Origin of the sequence: Bradyrhizobium zhengyangense (assembly GCF_022012555.1) — a bacterium.
In the GTDB taxonomy this organism is placed as follows: Bacteria; Pseudomonadota; Alphaproteobacteria; order Rhizobiales; family Xanthobacteraceae; genus Bradyrhizobium; species Bradyrhizobium zhengyangense.
The window spans coordinates 190,257-208,496 of sequence record NZ_JAKLTZ010000011.1 but is presented as its reverse complement, the minus strand read 5'-3'; the positions used below and the strand labels follow the sequence as shown (position 1 = coordinate 208,496).

The following is an 18,240-nucleotide window of genomic DNA, read 5'->3' as shown; positions in this document are numbered from 1 at the left end:
GGTGCGTACTCATCTGCCGCTGAGAGTAGGCGGACCTGATGTCGGCTTGTCCCCCATCAGCGGCGTGAAAGCGGACGTTGTCGGACTTTCGAGAAAGGGGCCAGGAGCGGTCCCGCTCTAATTCGCATTTGGCCGAATGAAAACTACTTCTCGGGCACGGATGCGAGTTGTAGACCCGTATATAAGCGTCCGCGTAACGCCAAATAGTTTGGATCGTTGGTCGGCTTAGCCGCTCGCCACCGCTCAATCGTAAATCCAGGGTTCAATGCGAGCCCCATCTTTGCGGTAGCTCTCGCGTCATCCAACTCGCCCATCAAGCCCAAAACCGCAGCCAACGCGAAATGCGCGATAGGATAGTTCCGATTGGTCTCGATGCTTTTTCGGAACCAAGCGACGGCGCTCGCATCTTCGCCCAGTTGTAGCTTGGCCATACCCAGGCAATACATCCACCAGTAGCTGGATACGTCTACAGGCGAAAGGCGAAAGGCCTCAGCGATATGTTCTTCAACCTCCGAGGGGTGACGACCAAGATACATCTTGGCCAACCCAATCGCGCTGTGAGCGCCGGCCAAATTTCGATTTAGCGCCAGCGCCCGCTCACATTCCGAAATGCCTATCGCCGCCCGGTTTGTAAAAATGTAGATATATCCCAAGACCAGGTGAGCACCCGCATGCTCGGGAGCAAGCGAAAGCGCTCTTATCGCGTTGGCTTCTGCCACCGACATGAGTTCGGACCGATGCTCCGTCAGGAGATCCGCTCCAATCGTCACCGTAACGTATGCCATGCCCACCAGGGCGTCTACGCTCTGCGGGTCAAGTGACAATGCCTGCTCAAAAAACGCCCGCGCGCGTTCCAAATTCTCTGTGGCCGGGCCCACGAATATTGACGCCATGCCCTGAAAGTAAAGATCCATCGCATTTGGGTTAAGTGAGCTATGAGCCCTTCGTGCCTCGGCTACGATAAGTTGAGGGTCCAAGGAGCGAGCCAGTCTCGACACGATCTCGTCCTGCACAACGAAGAGATCTGCTATCACCTTGTCGAAACGCTCAGCCCAGACCTGCGCCCCGCTCTCCGCATCGCTCAGTTGCACACTGATCCGCACTCTGTTCTTGTTTCGTTGAACAGAGCCATCCAGCACATAACGAACGTTCAATTCGCGACCGACCTGCTTTGCGTCGGCAACTTTGCCTTTGAACGTGAATGCAGTACCACGAGCGATCACAACGAGGCCGGGAATGCGGGAAAGATCTGTCGTTAGGCTCTCCATGATGCCTTCGGCGAAGTACTCCTGCTCCACTTGCCCACCAATATTCAAGAACGGCAGGATGACCATCGACAAACGCGGTGCCTTTCTTGGACCAGGCACATCGCTTGCCGAGCCGTTTTCGGGAGATTTCCGTGTCTCCTGAACCTGCCCAACAAATCGGAAGCCTTTCCGTGGAATTGTTTTGATCAGCCGTTGCTCTCCGCCGGTATCGCCGATGGCGCGTCGGGCAACATTCAGGCGAGTTGTGATGGCCGCATCCGACACGGCTCGCCCGCCCCAAATGGCCCGGACGAGTTCGTCCTTACTGACGATCTGCCCCCGATTTTTGATCAAATATTCAAGTAAATCAAATGTCTGCGGCGCGACATGGGCAATATTGCCGTCTCGATGCAGCTGACGGAGTTCGACGTCTAAACAGCAGTCTTCAAAAAGGTATTGCACGCCGAAAATCCGTCGGCCCCTCGCGTCCCTTGTGACAAAAAATAAGCGATCAGTGAGAAAAATGTAAAGGGCATATCAAGCCGGAACCGGCGAGGGCGAGCACACTGAGCGCACGCTGCATCCGTCGGACACACAATTCATCGGATCCGAAGCGACATTGCTCATGAGCTGGAATTGAGTTCTGAAGGTCTGATAATGCCGACAAATGATACGTTCGGCCGCAAGGCGCCGCCCGCGAGCTCAAGTCTCGCCACAAGAGCGCTGGGACTTGCGGTCCTCATCGTGGTCCTGCTGGCGCAGGCGCCTTCAGAAATGGTGCGAGGCGCAGACGTGATCGCGTACATCGAACGTGAAGAGGTCAATCTCCTGGGCTACCTCGCGGCAGGACTCGTGCTCGCCACATTCTGCATGAGATCGATGACCACGCTCAGAACAGTCGCGCTGGCGAGCAATGTAGCCTTCATCGGGTACGGGTATCTTGCGAACCTAACGCCAGTCCTGCTCCTGCACGTGATCTTGTTGCCTGTGAACACCTACAGGCTCGTGCAGATATGTCGGGTGACTACGGCTAGTCCCTAGATTTCCAGCGAACCTCCAAGGCGTCTAGCGAGCTTCTGACCATCTATCGTTTCCACTAGCCATATGCCGGAGAAAAAATGTTCGTCACTCTCGTCGCAGTGCTATGCAAGATGTTAGCACAAGATTGCACAGAAGTCGTCGTCACTGACTCGCACTTAGATACTAGGATCACCTTCCAAAGTTGCTTGACTTCTAGCCAAGCAGGGCTTGCGCAATGGAAGAGCGCTCATCCAATCTACCGCTCTGGCGACTGGTACATCGATCGCTACAAATGCGTCGTGGGGACCTATGTCGCTCACGCGAAGATCTGATCTCGCGATGAGCGGATGATTTCGCGTAGGCTCGGTAACGCCACTTGCGTTTGTTCCGGCCCGCCATCCGACCCGTCGGGCAAATCACCTCCCGGCCCCGAAAACCCGCCAATCCCCCATGAGCGATGATGCGGCGCGCGGACGAACGATGCTTCAAGCGTACGGCCAAAGCGCGTGGTCCCGGCTGCTCGCGGAGTGGGGAACGAGACAGCGTCGGCGTTTCTGCTTAGCCGATGCTTTACTGCGTCACCGACAGCCCACCTTGGGCCATTTCCGGTCGTTGTCATTTTGTTGTTCAGTTTACCCCAGTAGCCCCAAGTTGGTCGGTTGATGTACAAGATGAATGTCGGGAGAGAACGAGCCATTCTCGGCGGCGAGCGTTCTGCACCGACGACTGGCATAATGAAACCGCCGGAGGCAGGATGGTCGACACCACACTTTCCACCACCTATCGCGAATACATCGACTGTCTGAACAGGCAGGATTGGGCCGAGCTGGAGCAATTCGTTCATGTTGAAGTGGACCACAATGGCGAACGGATTGGACTACGTGGTTATCGCGAAATGCTGGAGAAAGATTTTCGCGAAATTCCGGACCTTCATTTCGATATTCAACTTCTAGTGTGCGATCCACCGCGCATCGCGAGCAGGCTCGGATTTAACTGCACGCCACAGGGAAATTTCCTCGGTCTTGCCGTTGATGGGCGGAAGGTCTCCTTCACCGAGAACGCCTTCTATGAGTTCGACGAGCGGAGAATAAAAGCGGTGTGGTCGATCATCGACAAGGTAGCGATCGAAAGACAATTAGGCCGGAGCAACGATCCCCCTTAGGGTTCGCGTCGGCTTCGGGTTATGAACGACAAAACTCAAGGCGAGCACAATAGGTCCGCTTTCGGGTGCAAGGCGACCAGTTGAGCCCGACCACCGAGCCATGATTCTGGCCACCCAACGGAAGGCGCCGAATCATGCGCTACGAACTCACGGACTATGAGTGGTTTGCCATCAAACCGATGCTGCCGAATAAGTCGCGCGGCGTGCCACGAGTGAGTGACCGTCGTGTCCTCAACGGCATCTTCTGGGTCTTGGAATCCGGAGCGCCATGGCGCGACCTGCCAGAAAACTTCGGTCCTTATACGACTTGCTGCAATCGGTTCGTTCGCTGGCGACGGGCGGGCGTGTGGGCCAAGCTCATGAGCGCACTGGCCGGCGCCCATGATGCTGCCGTGCAGATGATCGACACTTCCTTTGTTCGCGTACATCAACATGGGGCCTGCATCACAAGAAATCGGCGTCAATCGATGGGAAGGTCACGCGGCCTTCAACAGGATCAAACAATGCCGTCGGGTGGCGACGCGCTACGACAGGCTTGCGGGAAACTACCCTGCCTTCATCCAACTCGCATCTATCCGGCTATGGTCGGCCGCACGTTATGAGTCAGTACCCTAGTCATCTGCTACGCGAGGGACGTAACGTTGAACATGGCCTCGCGGCGAGCATAGACTTACACGCGCGGCGCGATGGACTGTGAACCGAGGGCCGCGGAAGCGACGTCATCGCGAAGATGAGGGAAGAATGGTCGCAAAAGCGGACTTCTATCGATGGCCTCGTGAAGACGGGCAGCATTGTCATAACCCGAGGCGAGCGCTCTTCTGAGGCCCGCCTGTGCGATCGCCTGACGGCGCGGTCCATCGTCCAAGAGTGCAGCGGCTTTGTCGGCCATCTCATCTGCAGTCTTGAAGTAGACCGCCTCCACATCTTCCCTGAAGCTCTGCTCTAAACGCGAAGCCCGCTCCGCCAGCAGACAACCGCCGCACGCCGTAATTTCAAAAGCGCGGTGGGACAGTTCTTCCCAATTGTCCTTTGTGATGAAAGACAGGCTGACGCGCGATGCCCAGATCGTCCTGGCGTAGTCCTCGCCCCACACGCCCGCACCGATATGATTGAACAGCCTTTCGTGACCGCGCAGCGCACGCCGCCACCCATGGCCGAACACACTGATCTTGCCGGGCAGGCCTTTCGCCATTTGGAGGACCATCGCAGTTCGGTTCGGTCGGATACCGCCCCCGTCGCGTAGTGCGGTGCCGATGAAGCTGATGTCGTGCTCGGCACGGACTGGACTCGGAGGCGGGAAATGTCGCTCTGGCGCAAAGCCAAAATCGACCACCGATACCCGGCGTGCTCCCGCCAGCTCATAGGACCGAACGACGCTATATTTTGGGGTCATGACCTCATCGACGAGCGGAATTATTTTGAGATGCAGTCGCCACAGGCCTCGTTCGTGCTCGCCCCAGGGATTGTCGTTGTTGAAAAGCACAATCACGCCGACCTTGTTTTTTATCCGTTCGAGCGTCGACGGCCGTATCATCCAACCCTTGTCAATCCAGAGTATCTCGTAGCGATTTCCCGCGCACGCCTCCATCAGGGCTGCGTTGGTTCGCGCAATGACAGGGCCGGTCTGCAGGCGTGCCCGTACGTGCCACTCGACGCGGCCTAACAGACCCGGGATACTAATCGCCGGCAGCAACGTGGTCTTGGCACCAAGCTTGACCAGCGCATCGGCGCGATCGCGTGCCGTTGTACCGACCCCATCATCGCCGACATAGAGCAGTCTTGGTCCGCTCATCCGCAAACTCCCCCTAGCGTCCGAGCCATGCTCGTGCATGCGCGCGCGCCTGATTGAATGCCGAGCCGAGATCGAAAATTCTTTGCCCCATTGCACCGAACGGCAAGGCGAGCCATCGCGCCAGGCAGATCCATAGCAAGATCGAAATGGCGAGCTCACCGCAGATCGGGCCGGCCAAAACGCCTGAGATATCAAGTTTTGGCACAAGCACAGCACCAAACGCCAGCGACGAAAGAGCGATAGCAAGGATCAAGAGCGCGACACGGCGCATGGCATTGACGCTGATCAAGACTTGCGCGGCTATTCGGCCGGGCAGGCTGACAGCCGACATGCATAGATAGAGCCCCATCAGTTCGTGCTGAAAGACGACACGTCCGTGGGTCCACCAATCGAAGACGACAGGGCCAAGTGCCATCAGGGAAAGCGCGACCCCGAGAAAGAGGAATGTCGACAATTGAACGAGCAGCGCAATGAGGCGGACAACCTGCGGCTTGTCTCCCTCTCCGGAGGCACGGCTGACCTCAACACCGAGCGGCGCCATCAAAGTGAGAAAAACCTGGTCAACCAGACGCATCGCCGTCGCATACACGGCGTAGATCGCAACCGCGGAACCTCCCATCAGCGCGCCCAGCACCAGCCGCGGTCCCAGGACCAGGACACCTTGGGTCGCGATATTATAGCAGCTAAATCCCAGCGCAGGTCGCAACTGGACCCGCAACAGGTGGAGGTCAATGACGCCGAAATTAAAGCGCGCCCAGGGCGCTGCGGCGCGCGCCAGCCGGAGCACGATGATCAGATCGATTAGGGAAATCGCGGCCGTAAGCGCAGCAAGAGCGACGGGTCGCGCACCGAGTACCCCGACTGCGAAAATCGCAGAAATCAGTTCGACAAGCTTTGCACCGGCAGCAACATTATAGGCAAGCCCATAGCTGCCGGCCGAATAGAGCACCCCGGCCATGAAGCCGCGAAGCGTCTCGAAGCAGAGTTGCAGGGCGCCGAGCGCAAGAATGAGCAGGACGGCCTTCGGCGAAAACTCTTGCAGATTGAACCAGCCCACAAGGGGCAGCCCCGCGGCAACCGCGAGGACGCCGGCAAGGACGAGCGGAAACGGACCGAGTGCAAGATTGCAGGACATTTGGAAGCAGCGCTGCGCGCGCAGCCGATCTCCCGCGGCAACCAGCATGATGAGCTCGTTCGTTGCGGCGGCCACGAGGCCAAGATTGGCATACCCGAGATAGGAGACGAGCGCGTTGATCGTCATCCACTGACCGTAACCTTCAAGCCCCCATGTTGCGATGAGAACAGGAATCAGCGCCACGGTGTTGAGCGCCACAACAAGACGCCAAACTCCCTGCCCCACAAGCCCGATCGCAAGGCGCCTGATCAAGCCCGACATGGATCAAGATCCGGAGCACGCACGACGGGCATGGTCACGGTGAATGGTCATCCTGCCCTGTCCTGCCCTGCAGGTCCTGTTCGCGCTCATCTTCTTGGGTCTTGGTCGAGGGTCTGGTGGGGTCGCCCAAAAGATCTCCCGTTTTATGTTAATCGAGAAATCAGGCCATTTCCCCCTTGGTAGGCCTTTTACGTTAATTTTCGATCGCTCGGCGCAACTTGCCGCAGCCCCCCTTTTGAGAGCGATTCGGGCTACAACATCCTCATTGCAAGTCAGGCCGAAAGCTCCGCATCCCCGTAATGAAGCATTCCGCACGCATTCTTCTGATCGGAAATTACGCCCCGGATCGGCAGTTTTCGATGCTCCGCTATACATCCTGGCTCGCTGCAGCCTTGCGACGACAGGGATTCGAGGTCGATCTTGTCGCCCCGCCGGAGCGCCTTGCGAGGCTGGTCTCAAGCCAGAGCGCGGCGCGCAAATGGCTGGGCTTCGTGGACAAATTTTTGCTTTTCTCTGCCGAGCTCAAGGCGCGGGCCTCGGCTTACGATCTGGTCCACATCGCAGACCATTCCAACGCGCCTTACGCCTTGTTGCTTGGCTCGACGCCGCTCAGCATCACCTGCCACGATCTCATTCCCATCAAGGTCCTGTCCGGCGAAATCGATGGCCAGCGCCTGCCCCGAACGGGAAGCCAGCTCCAGCGGCTCATCCGCCGTTCCCTCCACCACATCGCCAATGTCGCCTTCGTTTCGGCGCAGACGCAGTCGGATTTCACACGCCTGATCGCGGTACCTTCAGGAGCGTCTGATGTCATTGCGAACCCCGTCATCGGGTTCGGCGGCATGGCCAAGGACCGCGCGCTAGAGCTAATGCAGCGGGCGAACTTGCCCGTCGACCGTCCGTTTCTACTCCATGTTGGCAGCAATCTCTGGTACAAGAATCGCGCCGGCGCACTGGAATTGTTTGGTCTGTTGCGCGATCATCCCGAATGGGCGCCCCCGCTTCGCGACGCCTTGATGGTCTGCGTGGGACCGCCTCTTCCCGACGACGCCATGCGGATCGCTTCGAATTGGCGGCGGAACTTGATTGTCTTGAGCGAGGCATCGAACGAATTGATCGAGGCCCTGTACATGCGGGCCGAGGCGTTGCTTTACCCATCATTAGAGGAAGGATTCGGCTGGCCGATCATCGAGGCTCAGGCCTGTGGCTGCCCGGTGATCACCACCGACAGGGAGCCAATGCGGAGCATTGCGGGGCCGGCGGCCATCCTGATCGATCCCCGCCGCCCGCAACAATCAGCGACCGCGATTGCGAGAAACTGGACTTGGCTGACCTCTCAATCCGAGGCAGCACGCAGTCACGCCAGGTCTTTTTCGGAAGATGTTGCCGCGACGCGCTACGCCGCGTTCCTGGTCAAGGTGCTGGCCGACCGCAAGGATCGCATGTCGTGAACCTGTTATCGACGATCCCGCGGTTTGGGGCGGCGTTGCTGCTCTGCAGCCTTATCCTTCTGCTGTGGCCCAATCTGGCGCTGTTCGTCGGCGTAGCCTTCTGCGGCTTCATCATTGCTCTCGCAACGCTTTACACCGCGATCGACGATCACCGGGCCCTGCGCATCTCCTGGATCCTCACCACGTCCCTCCTGTTTGCCTATGACGGCGGTTCTCTGTCGACCTATCTCAGCGCGCCGTCGGCGCCCGAGTTTGCCATCATGGTGAAAGATCGCCCGATCGAGCTCATTTCAGCGACGCTGGCGCTGGTCAACATCCTCTGTGGTCTGCTCCTGATGGTAGGGCAGCTCGAGACCCCCGTCGGGGCCAGGATGGCGGAAGCGACCGAAGACAGCTGGTTCTCGGTCGCGTTGGCGACCTTCGGACTCATATTGATTGTTGCAGCCTATCTCGCTGGCGACCTTGGCTATCTGGGTATTCAGATTGACGAGGCTGGTCGCATCACAGTCCTTGGGGCCGCGGCCGCGCTGTTCCAGGGGCCACTCGCCGGCATCGCCGGTTTCATGCTGGCGCGCAGCCGCCGGCACATGACGACCGCATTTTACGCAGCCGTTGTCTTGATGGTCGTCCTGGCGGCGGTCCCAACCGGCCGGCGGCCCATCGTGTTGATCCTGATCGTCGCTACCATAGGGTTTTCACTGGGCGGCGGCTTGCAACGGCTTTCCTTGTCCAAAAAGCTGCTGGGTGTTGCCTGCGGTGCAGCCATTGCTTACGTCATGAGCTCGTACTTCTTTGCGCTGCGACTTGCGGGATGGGAGCTGGGGACCAATGCCAGTCTGACCGACCAGATGAGCCTCGGCCTGGAATTTCTGGTCTCCCCGTCTCTGCAGGATCGTTTCACGACGCTGTTCTACGAGAACGTTCGTGAGCGGACGTTCCTGCTCGGCTACCTCGCCGACTTGATGGAGGCCGTATCCAACTCCGCGCCGCTATACGGCGAAGCGTTGCTGTATTACGTTCGGCTGTGCATCCCTTCCATCCTCGACCCCGGCAAGGACCAGATCATCGCTTTGCAGATGGTCGAGGCCCTGGCGCATCCAAAGCTGGGATTGCCGGTGATCGATCAGGCCAACACGATACTCACCGACGGAATGACCGACTTTGGGATTCTCGGCGCCGGCTTCTACGCGTTCGTGATGCTCGCCCTGCTGCGGGGAGCCGTCTTTCTCATCCAGAAATTTCCGGCTCCGATCACCGTCATGTTCGGCACCTTTGTCATCGTACATCTGGCGCTCAAGCCAGAACTCACGCTTGACGAATACCTTGTGCCTTTGCGCAATCTCGCGGTGATCGTACCACTGATGTGGTTCATCGAGACGATGACAGGAATGGCCTTCTCGCGACGCTTGGCGCATCCACGGGATGAACAGCGGCATCCAGTGATTTGATGGCGGATCGTGCTCCCAGCGTGGTGGCACCAATCGCGTTCGGCGTGCTGGTGACACGACGATAGGCCAGGCCGCCGATTTGTGGACGACGCAGCTTTCGGGGACCATTGATCAGATAGTACTTGATGGCATCCACGAGGTGGCCGCGCTGAGCCCTGCTGGTGAGCAATGCGCCGAAACCACCCTTGCTCGCTCGCTTTCCGTCAGCTCTGACCGTTGCGGCCGAGGTGAGGCATACCCGCAAGCCTGCGTTCCACGTTGCGCGTCCAAGTTCGACATCGGACATAAAGAGAAAATATCTCTCGTCCAGCCCGCCAATCCGATCCCAAAGCGTCCTGCGAACAAGGACGCATGACGACTGCACCCAGTCGACTTCGGTCGAAATCGCCGAGCCGTCGGCCAGGGTGTTATTCAGGTAGAGTTCGCTCCCGCGGCGGGGATTCAACCGCCGTTTGACCTGTTCGGCGAGTGTCGGGAAGGTTCTTGCAATTTCGACCGGCGAGCCGTCATCGCTGAACTGGAGCGGGGCCAAAACACCGATCGAAGGGTCGGCGTCCGCCATTGCGATCAGGCGCTCAAGTGCGTTGGGCTGATCCCATACTACGTCGGGATTGCACAGGACGACGTAGCGCGAGTAAGGCAGAGCGGCAACGCCGAGGTTACAACCCCGCGTATAGCCGACATTCCCGCCAGGCTCGACCAGGAGAAATGCACCTTCCGGCGCGTCCATGGACAAAACCTGCCGCTCGCACTCGTCCATGGAATTTTCCACAACGGCAACGGCAAGCGCCTTGGCAATCGTTTGACAATGAAGCGACCTGATACCGTCCAGGAGACGCTGCGCTTTGAAGTGGTTGACGATAACCACGGCGGCGGCCAGCCGATCATGATGAAAAGCGGCCGCCATTCTAGCTCCCCTCAGTCCACATTGTCGGTCCAACTCCAAGCTCGCGGGCGAACTCGCGCGCCAAATGATCGTTCGAAACAGCTGTCAGCGGGCGCCCCCGCCATCCGTCAGCTGCCGTTGAAAAGTCGGTCCAGTCTCTCACTGCCGTAGCGAACGCCGCGAGAATATCCGCTTTATCTCCAGCCCCTAAATTTATAACGGATCGGTCTTCGGAAATAAATTCCAGTACGCCGAGTTTGTTAGTAACCATAACGGGTTTGCCATGCCATAGCGCCTCCAGCGGCGTAAGCCCGAAGGACTCAAAGCGGGTCGGGCAAACGAAGTAGTCGACATCCTCGTAGAAGTCGTCCCGACGAGTTCCTCTCAAGGCTCCGTGGAAGAAAACCCGCGTTGGAATTGCAGCCGCGGATGTTCTGACCTTATCATAATACCTTTCAGAGCCGGGGCGCGCCGCGCCAGCAATGTGGAGCTCGGCCGGCGGGGCACTCCCGGTCGCTTGCCAGTCCACAAAGGCACGCGTCAGTTCAGCTAGTCCCTTTCGGGGTGCTATTTCGGCCATGAAACCGAATCGGATCGGCCCGGGCCTCCGGGATCGAGAACCGGCCAACGCGGGACCGACGAATGGCTCGGGCAACACAATCGACTTATTGCGAAACAAACCTGCCAGAAGCGAACTCCGGGCCTCCAACGCGGACGAAAAAATAATCCGTTGGCTCATCGCCAGTAAACTGAGTTCAATTGACAGAAGATAGGGAAATTTCTTGATGTCGCGCAGGCGTTTAAATTCCGCCGAGGCCAGGTTTCCCTTGGGGGTGTAGACAACTCGCACGCCTCTGCGGCGTGCCCGGGTTGCAATCCACCAACCCATCGGATTCCATGCCCCGGCTATGAACACGCAAGCGTAGCTATCAAGCTCAACTCTGTCGTTCAAAGCAGGTCCGGCTTGAGTAGCGCTTTGCATGGGAAGTCGATCAAGGCGTCCCGCAGCCTCGACGAAGCCATCCTTGCTTAGCACGTCCAATTGCACGCCGAGCATTTCCAGTTCGCGTGCGAGCAGCAACAGGCTCTCAGGAATCCCGCCGAACCCCAGGGAAAACCTGTGGGCGACGGTCAAGATGCGTGGCCGCTTGCAAGTTTTCAGCATCACTGCTTCCATGGACGATCGTCTTCCCGATCGATACCCGGTACGGTGACCGCGGGGAGCTTCGCACTGAGCGCCTTGGCAAAGCGTTCACGGCTCGGCCGTGGAATTTCTGCGATCCGCGTTAGAAGTCGATCCCGCACGATCGGGTTGACGCCAGCAAAGATCGCCGAAGATTCCTCATAGAGACCGTTCTGGATCAGTTCAGCAAATTCATCCACAACGGTCTGCGCCAGGGTCGGATCAAGTCCCGGCAACATCGCAAGGGCCACCGGATTGCGCTTGATCGCGATCCACCCCTCATGCGGACCCATCAAATACGACATCCGTAGATAAGCAAGGTTGTCCGCCTTAAAACCCCCGGTTTCATTCTCGATCGAGAATAGCAACAGCCAGAGGTAAGCGTCCGCCGGAGCACAGTGCAGCGCCGCCTTCACGCTGCCTCGGAGATTTTGCAGCCTTGTATCGATGAGGTCTGGCCGTCCGGAGGCAAATGCTTCCTCATAGAGATAGAGCGCCAGCACCGCCCGCGAGCGTCTGACGGTCGCCCTGCAAAAGCCGAAGACGTCAGCGTCCTTCGTATCGTCGAGGTAGCGCGTGACGAGATCGGTCGGGAAGCTTCGACCTGTGAGTATAGCCGCAGCAGCCCGATCGGCGCCTTCGGTTTGCCTGAATATGGGAAGGGTCGCGGCAGCCCAACCCGCCAGCAGACAACCACAGCAAACGACCGCCGCACGCAACAGAGCGCTCGATTTGCCTCTACTCAGAATAGCCGTAGCGATTGTAATAGTCGTTCCTGTAGTAGTCGTGGTGGCCATATCGCGACATTAGCTTGAGATCGGCTTTATTCAGCACCACTCCAAGGATATTTTCTCTCAAGCCACGTGCACCATCCAGCGCATGCTGCACGATATCGATCTTCGTACGCCCCCACTCGACGACGAAAACGTAAGAATCGATAATATCGGTTGTCGTCCTGACGTCCACCACTGGCGCGAGCGGCGACAGGTCGACAACCACGTAATCATAGCGCCTTCGCAAGTCGTCGATCAGCGCCTTCATCGCTTGAGACGCCAGGAGTTCGCTCGTGTGCGCTGTGCGCGCGGCAACGACTGCAGGCAGGAATTGTAGACCCGTATTCCCCTCCTGCCACACGACGTGCGAAAGTTCGTCGCGACCAGCCATGACTTCGAGCAGGCCGCAACGCGCATCGGGCGCGAGACCGCGCGTCAGGGTCGGATTACGCAGATCACCATCAACCAGAATTACACGGGCGCCGCTTTGAGCAAGCAGCTCAGCAAAGCCGGTAGCGACGGTCGACTTGCCCTCATTTGGGAGCGAAGAGGTAAAGCCGATAACCTTGCTGGTCCCCGACCGTAGTGCAAAGTCGGCTGCGACCTTGATAGAGCGCATGGCTTCGGCGTATCGGGAAAATGGCTCGTTGACCACGTGCCAATAGAGACCGCCATTCAAAGCAATTGAACGGGGACCCTCGACCACCGCGGCAACCGGCGGAGGTCCTTTTTGCGCCTCGATCCGCGGCAAGATCGCAAGGCAATCGGTCTTGAGGACTTCCCTGACCTCGTCCGTGGTCCTGAATACGTTCTCCGATAGATCACGAAACCGAGCAATGGCGAGCCCGAGGAAAAGACCTGCAAAAGCCGCGATCGGCATCACGAAGCTGAGCTTTGGCGCGCTTGGCTTTAGCGGGCGGGAAGCCTGCGTAATAACTCGCGCTTCGGTAATCGGAAATGACTGTTGCTGTACCGATTCCATATAGCGCTGCAGGAAATTGTCATACAGCGCTCGATATGTCTGCGATGAACTCTCGAGGTCGCGCAGCGACACTTGGGCCTGATTGGTCGCCTGGGACTCCGTTACAGCAAGCGACAGCTGCTTCTGAATGCTCCCCTCGCGCTGCGTCGCGATTTCGAGATCGCTCTTGTAAGACTCCGCCAAACGGCGAAGTTCATCCACAATGGAATTGCGGATACCCTGCATCTGATTGCGCAAATTGACAGCCGCAAGATGGTTGCGCCCATAGCGCGCTGACCAATCCGCCTCGCGCGTAGCCAGCTCGAGATATTGCGATCGCAGCTTGGTAACGACCTGATTGTTCAAGGTGTCGGCGACAGTCCCATCGGCCGTCGACTCCGGTGTGTCCGTCTGGAGAACGGCCTGAATACGATCCAAACGTGCCTTTGCTTCAGAGACCTGCGTTCGAGCAACAACGAGCTGGCTATTGAGTTCGGCAAGCTGTTGCTCATTCATCAGGCGGCCGCCTGACTCCACGATGTTGTTGTTCGTCTTGAATGCGACCACAGCCCGTTCGGCAGCAGATGCCTGGTCGCGAAGCTCCTTGATACGGTCCTGCAGCCAGACACTCGCTCGTTTTGTCGCCTTATATTTGGAGTCGAGTTGGTCAACGACGTAAGCTTCCGCGACCGCATTTGCGATCTGGGCAGCCCGATCCGAAGAGAGCGAAGTAAAGCTGATCTCGATGATATAGGTGAGACCTACCCGACGTACCGTCAGGTGCTTTGAGAACGCATCGGCCGTTCTTCGCAGGGTTTCAAAGTCAGAGCGACCTGCATCGCCGGTAAACAACCATGCAATGCCCCCCGAAATCATGCCGAGCAGTCCCGACCTTCCGCCAAACTCGGGATCTTCCGTCAAATGAAGATCCTTGATGACAGCGAGCGCGATCGTTTCCGACTTGAGAATTTGCACCTGGCTTTCAACCGCCGCGCTGTCGATTGGAATGTCTCCCAGGACCGACTGCTGCTGAAACAGCTGATTTTTGCGCGTGTCGATGATCAAAGTAGCCGTCGCCGTATAGCTCGCCGGCGTGGCAATCATGTAAAGCAGACCCAAGCAAAGGCTCGCTGCGACAATCGCCAGGATGAGACGGTATTGCCGGTGCAGAAAACTGAGGAGACCCTGAACCGCTTCCGTGGACGAGGTGACCTGGTGCGTCGCCGCCCCGGCGTAGGCCACTGCCCGATCAAGGCTGGGAAGTACGTTCATGGGTATCCGCTATTCGAAGAAGACTTGGCTTCTCAGTCGTGGCATCGGATCGTCACGATTGATCGGTCCGACCTTGTCTATTGACTGGTACCAGTTGCAAGTAGCGTCGTCGTTCCCGACGCCGCCCCACCGCCAGAGACACTGGAAGTATAGCTGAAGTTCCCGGTTGGCGTGCTGCCTCCGCCAATCGCTTGGGGCCCACCCGAGCCGCTTGGCGTACCGGCAAGTGCGTTCGTCTGGCCACCAACGCCGCCGCCACCACCGCCACCTGCACCACCGCCGCCCGTTGCGGCCGTTCCCTGGTCAGGCGCAACGCCAGAATAAGCCAGGAAGACATCCTGATCCTTGGTCTTGGCAATCGCCTGAAGTATCTCATTGGCATAGGCTTGGTCGGTCTTCACGACCACCTTTGCGGCCTGGCCAAGCGCCGAGCCGATAGCAGCCTTCTGGTCCTTGCTGGCGTTGGGGATAAGCCCCATGATCGTGTCAAGGGACTTGGGATCTGCGATCGCAATCTCGCGTAACTGCGAGATCATGGCCGCGCCTCCGTTCGGGAATTGCTGCAAGATCTGCTGCGGATTGGCGTTGAACTGTTGAACCAGGCCCTGCTGCTGCTGCTGACCTTGCTGAGCAAGCGCTTCCACAGGCACAAACAAGGCACAGGATGCCGAAACCGCCAGCGCCGCGATCAGGCGTCGCGAAGAAAACCCAGCGAAGGAGATCATATTCAACCTCTATTAAATATTAATAACATACATAACATGCTGGCAGCTGGCCCGCCAAGGCAAATGGCCCTTTTGCGGCCTTTGGAAACATCCTATCAGCGGATTAACCTTTACACTGTGTCGCCCCCTTGACGTGCTTTGCCGGTGGACGTGGGTCCCGCTGGGCAAGCCCCATCCCGACAAGGGCCATGACCGTCACGGCCAGACCAGGCACCTGCAGCGAAAAATCGACCATTGAATGCGACACCGCCATGGCGCCGCAGACCAGGCCGGCAAGCGGAAAGATTGCCCCCTTTTGTCGCCGCAGCGAACCCAACAACAATGCTAGAAGCGCCAAAATCCAACTGAATCCCACCAGTGTGGCGAGCGGAATCCCGATCTCGGAAGCAAGTTCGAGGAGCGTGTTATGGGCGCGGTCCCAGACCCCCCAGATCGAAACATCGCCGCTTCGGAAACGCGGGAAAACTGATACAAACGTGCCCAGCCCCGTCCCGAAATAGGGATGCTCGGAGACGATTTGCCAGGTCGAAGTATAGGCTTCCCATCGACCACCGCCGCTCAGGCCGAACTTGCCGAGCCGTTCACCGACTTGGCCGCCAAGCACGAGGAAAGACAGCGCAGCGCCTCCAAGAAGCGGCAAAAGCAACCATAATGCGGCCGGTCGAGAGCGGATTTCTCGATTAAACAGGATCGCGATCGCGGCGCATATTCCGATCAGGGAGATCGCGATTCCGGCCCTTGAGCCGGTCAACATCATCGCGAGAAAGCACAGCAGGAAGCTGCCACAGGATAATCCAAGTCCGACATCCCACGACAGATTTGCAACCCGCCAGCGGCCTTGCCGAAAGACGCGCTGATCGAGCAGCCTGCGAGACAAGCGCAACGCCCAAAGAACCGAGCAGATCCCGAAATAGATCGCTGCCGTGTTGCGGTTTGGAAAGGTGCCGCTCAACACCGACCGAAACAGCACCTTCTCCCGCCACAACACCATTTCTGGCGTGACAATATAGCTGGCAATGCCGAAGACCGCGTAGGCCACACCTGCCCATGCGACAACCTTGAACAGGTTCTCGGCATTCTGCCTGTCCATACAAACCAGGTAGGAGCACAACAAGGCACCGGTGCAAGCCAAGGTGTTGCCGAGCGCAAAGATAGGCTGATCCCGCACAGCCGAGAAGGCCTCGCTCGGGTTACCCAGCAGGGCGGATGATCGGAGCCATGCCATGTCGGGCAGACTTTGAAACCAGGGATTGGCGCTGAGTTGCTCATGCAGCACCAGTCCATACCCAAGCCCAATAAGTGCGAGAAACGCAAGGACGCCCAGATCCTGAGGCGCTCGCAGTCGAGGCCGCACGCACAACAGGGCGAGCCCAATACCGGCAACGACGGCACTGACCGCACTGGGATCACTGGCCCCGTAGGGAAGTGGCGCGAGGGCGATTGTCGCGCCAAGCAGGACAGTTGCAAGCCGGTTGTCTTGCGTGCGCCGAACTTCGGTCCTTGCCTCAGCCGAGATGCTCACGTGCCCAGCCCGCCATCAGCCGCGGGCGCCCGGCCCGGATTACAACCGGCGTCAAGGTGATGTCTTGATTGCCGTCCGAAGTAGCACAGCATTCTGGGCGGCGACGATCGGATCGTTGACGGTTGCCGTGACCAGCCGGATGAACTGCATCACCTTCGCAGCCTCGACCGATGAAGCATTGGAGATGAAAACGACGTCTTTTGCCCGCATCTGGAATTTTGTTGCAAGAAAGAAGCCGCTTGGGTCGCGGAAATTTACGTTGTAGATGACCGGGACGATGTCGCCTGGAAACCGTCGTGTATCGACCCCGAGGCGCTCGGCGACCTCGCGCATCTCGCCGCGGTAAAGAAACACGGAGGCCGGATCGGCCGAACTGTCGTTCAAGCCGCCAGCCTTTGCGACGCCTTCGGCGAGGGAAATTCGCCAAGCGTCGAAATTGAACTGCCCCTGCGAGCCCGATGCGCCAAAAGCGACGAAGTTCTGCGGCTCGCGATAGACATAGATCGTGTCATTCGGTTGCACGAAAATGTTGTTGACCGGCTCGTAGACCAACTGCCCGAACGGCACAGTTGTGCGCCGGCCGCCGCGTTCCAGCATCACCCAGGTGTCAAATCCCTGCCCTTTCGGACCGCCAGCGCGGGTAATCGCATCTAAAATGCGCTCGCCGGCCGCATTGGCGGGAAAGCGAGAAGGTGAATTGACTTCACCCAGTACGCTGATCAGCGAGGTGCGCTGATCGATCAAGGTCACCACCGCCTGAGGTTCAATGGCCCTGTTCTTGAGTGCATCGACGATGGCCTGCTGCACCTCCGCGGGCGTCCTCCCCTTGGCGCGGACTGCACCGGCGTAAGGTACGGATATAAAGCCGTTGTGATCCACGTTCTGGTTCGGAATGGTCACGAAATTGCCGGGGCGCACACCCGCTTCCAGCGGAATGAACAATCCTCCAGCCGCGGCCTCGAAGATCGTGACGCTAACGACGTCACCCACTCCGAAACGAATCTCGGTTGGGTCAGAGCGGAACGCTTTGGTCGCCTGGTTGGACAAGCGCGGCGAGAACGAGGCCAGCACCGCCTCAACGTCGGGGGTTACCTTCACCAGGGCGTATGGCAGGCTTTCCGGACTTCCGGCTTCCGATGCACGAACCGCATCGCCCTGGGGGCCACTTGCCGGCATCATCGAGCAGCCCGCCGACAAGAATGTCGCCAATGCAACCAAGCTCAGGCGCGCGATATTGCGGAACTGCATCCTACCTCCAACCCCAACCTTGCCGTATCACGGCAGGCAGGGTCAGGGTAGCACCGCAATCGCTAACTATTATTGGCAATGGAACGTTGGTGCTGACTGTTGCAACGACGCAACATTTAGTCAACTTGCTCGAATTGCTTCCGTAATTCCGCAG

At 58.5% G+C, this 18,240-nt stretch carries 14 protein-coding genes and 1 pseudogene; 5 read left to right on the top strand and 10 right to left on the bottom strand.

Features of this window, described 5'->3' with window-relative positions:
* Positions 1-143: 143 nt before the first annotated feature.
* Positions 144-1,709 carry a winged helix-turn-helix domain-containing protein gene (locus L6639_RS31860; protein ID WP_237865476.1) on the bottom strand — a complete coding sequence of 522 codons (1,566 nt, stop codon included), beginning with the start codon at positions 1,707-1,709 and terminating at the stop codon, positions 144-146.
* Positions 1,710-1,904: 195 nt separating this feature from the next.
* Between L6639_RS31860 and L6639_RS31855 the strand changes: the two genes are divergently transcribed.
* The 3 genes and pseudogenes from L6639_RS31855 (at position 1,905) to L6639_RS43555 (ending at position 4,044) form a co-directional block, all read left to right on the top strand.
* A complete protein-coding gene (locus L6639_RS31855) occupies positions 1,905-2,288 on the top strand; it encodes a hypothetical protein (protein ID WP_237865474.1) in 384 nt (127 codons plus the stop codon).
* 733 nt (positions 2,289-3,021) lie between these two features.
* On the top strand, positions 3,022-3,429 hold the full coding sequence (locus L6639_RS31850; RefSeq protein ID WP_237865473.1) for an ester cyclase: 408 nt from the start codon (positions 3,022-3,024) through the stop codon (positions 3,427-3,429).
* A gap of 134 nt (positions 3,430-3,563) precedes the next feature.
* Positions 3,564-4,044 (top strand): annotated as a pseudogene (locus tag L6639_RS43555) (IS5 family transposase).
* Positions 4,045-4,099: 55 nt separating this feature from the next.
* On the opposite strand, the gene L6639_RS31840 reads toward L6639_RS43555, so the two are convergent.
* Both L6639_RS31840 and L6639_RS31835 read right to left on the bottom strand, forming a co-directional pair.
* Positions 4,100-5,221, bottom strand: coding sequence for a CgeB family protein (locus tag L6639_RS31840; RefSeq protein WP_237865472.1), 1,122 nt, complete (start codon positions 5,219-5,221; stop codon positions 4,100-4,102).
* Between the two features lie 13 nt (positions 5,222-5,234).
* Positions 5,235-6,617 (bottom strand): lipopolysaccharide biosynthesis protein, encoded by a 1,383-nt coding sequence (locus tag L6639_RS31835; RefSeq protein ID WP_237865471.1) that lies wholly within the window; start codon positions 6,615-6,617, stop codon positions 5,235-5,237.
* 359 nt (positions 6,618-6,976) lie between these two features.
* On the opposite strand from L6639_RS31835, the gene L6639_RS31830 reads away from it, so the two are divergent.
* Positions 6,977-8,068 carry a glycosyltransferase gene (locus L6639_RS31830; RefSeq protein ID WP_237865469.1) on the top strand — a complete coding sequence of 364 codons (1,092 nt, stop codon included), beginning with the start codon at positions 6,977-6,979 and terminating at the stop codon, positions 8,066-8,068.
* The gene (locus L6639_RS31825; protein ID WP_237865468.1) at positions 8,065-9,516 is read left to right on the top strand and encodes a hypothetical protein; all 1,452 of its coding nucleotides are present in this window, start codon (positions 8,065-8,067) and stop codon (positions 9,514-9,516) included. The genes L6639_RS31830 and L6639_RS31825 overlap by 4 nt, the downstream gene beginning before the upstream one ends.
* Here L6639_RS31825 and L6639_RS31820 read toward each other — a convergent pair.
* From L6639_RS31820 to L6639_RS31790, 7 genes are all read right to left on the bottom strand, one after another.
* Positions 9,437-10,423: a glycosyltransferase gene (locus L6639_RS31820; protein ID WP_237865466.1), complete on the bottom strand. Its 987-nt coding sequence runs from the start codon at positions 10,421-10,423 to the stop codon at positions 9,437-9,439. The genes L6639_RS31825 and L6639_RS31820 overlap by 80 nt on opposite strands.
* Position 10,424: 1 nt before the next feature.
* Positions 10,425-11,579, bottom strand: coding sequence for a glycosyltransferase family 4 protein (locus tag L6639_RS31815; RefSeq protein WP_237865464.1), 1,155 nt, complete (start codon positions 11,577-11,579; stop codon positions 10,425-10,427).
* A complete protein-coding gene (locus L6639_RS31810; protein WP_237865462.1) occupies positions 11,567-12,304 on the bottom strand; it encodes a hypothetical protein in 738 nt (245 codons plus the stop codon). Before L6639_RS31810 ends, L6639_RS31815 begins: the two co-directional genes overlap by 13 nt.
* Before the next feature lie 19 nt (positions 12,305-12,323).
* Positions 12,324-14,591: a polysaccharide biosynthesis tyrosine autokinase gene (locus tag L6639_RS31805; protein WP_237865460.1), complete on the bottom strand. Its 2,268-nt coding sequence runs from the start codon at positions 14,589-14,591 to the stop codon at positions 12,324-12,326.
* A 77-nt stretch (positions 14,592-14,668) separates the two neighbouring features.
* Complete coding sequence (locus L6639_RS31800) at positions 14,669-15,316, bottom strand: hypothetical protein (protein ID WP_237865457.1); 648 nt, start codon at positions 15,314-15,316, stop codon at positions 14,669-14,671.
* 103 nt (positions 15,317-15,419) lie between these two features.
* Positions 15,420-16,838, bottom strand: a complete 1,419-nt coding sequence (locus L6639_RS43350; RefSeq protein WP_237865456.1) for an O-antigen ligase family protein — start codon at positions 16,836-16,838, stop codon at positions 15,420-15,422.
* Between the two features lie 51 nt (positions 16,839-16,889).
* Complete coding sequence (locus L6639_RS31790; RefSeq protein WP_237865454.1) at positions 16,890-18,086, bottom strand: polysaccharide biosynthesis/export family protein; 1,197 nt, start codon at positions 18,084-18,086, stop codon at positions 16,890-16,892.
* Positions 18,087-18,240 lie beyond the last annotated feature (154 nt).

Coding starts and splice junctions, on each gene's coding strand:
- L6639_RS31830 (WP_237865469.1), top strand. CDS start 6,977: ATGCTCCGCTATACATCCTGGCTCGCTGCAGCCTTGCGACGACAGGGA.
- L6639_RS31835 (WP_237865471.1), bottom strand. CDS start 6,617: ATGTCGGGCTTGATCAGGCGCCTTGCGATCGGGCTTGTGGGGCAGGGA.
- L6639_RS31855 (WP_237865474.1), top strand. CDS start 1,905: ATGCCGACAAATGATACGTTCGGCCGCAAGGCGCCGCCCGCGAGCTCA.
- L6639_RS31805 (WP_237865460.1), bottom strand. CDS start 14,591: ATGAACGTACTTCCCAGCCTTGATCGGGCAGTGGCCTACGCCGGGGCG.
- L6639_RS31790 (WP_237865454.1), bottom strand. CDS start 18,086: ATGCAGTTCCGCAATATCGCGCGCCTGAGCTTGGTTGCATTGGCGACA.
- L6639_RS31850 (WP_237865473.1), top strand. CDS start 3,022: ATGGTCGACACCACACTTTCCACCACCTATCGCGAATACATCGACTGT.
- L6639_RS31815 (WP_237865464.1), bottom strand. CDS start 11,579: ATGGAAGCAGTGATGCTGAAAACTTGCAAGCGGCCACGCATCTTGACC.
- L6639_RS31820 (WP_237865466.1), bottom strand. CDS start 10,423: ATGGCGGCCGCTTTTCATCATGATCGGCTGGCCGCCGCCGTGGTTATC.
- L6639_RS31800 (WP_237865457.1), bottom strand. CDS start 15,316: ATGATCTCCTTCGCTGGGTTTTCTTCGCGACGCCTGATCGCGGCGCTG.
- L6639_RS31840 (WP_237865472.1), bottom strand. CDS start 5,221: ATGAGCGGACCAAGACTGCTCTATGTCGGCGATGATGGGGTCGGTACA.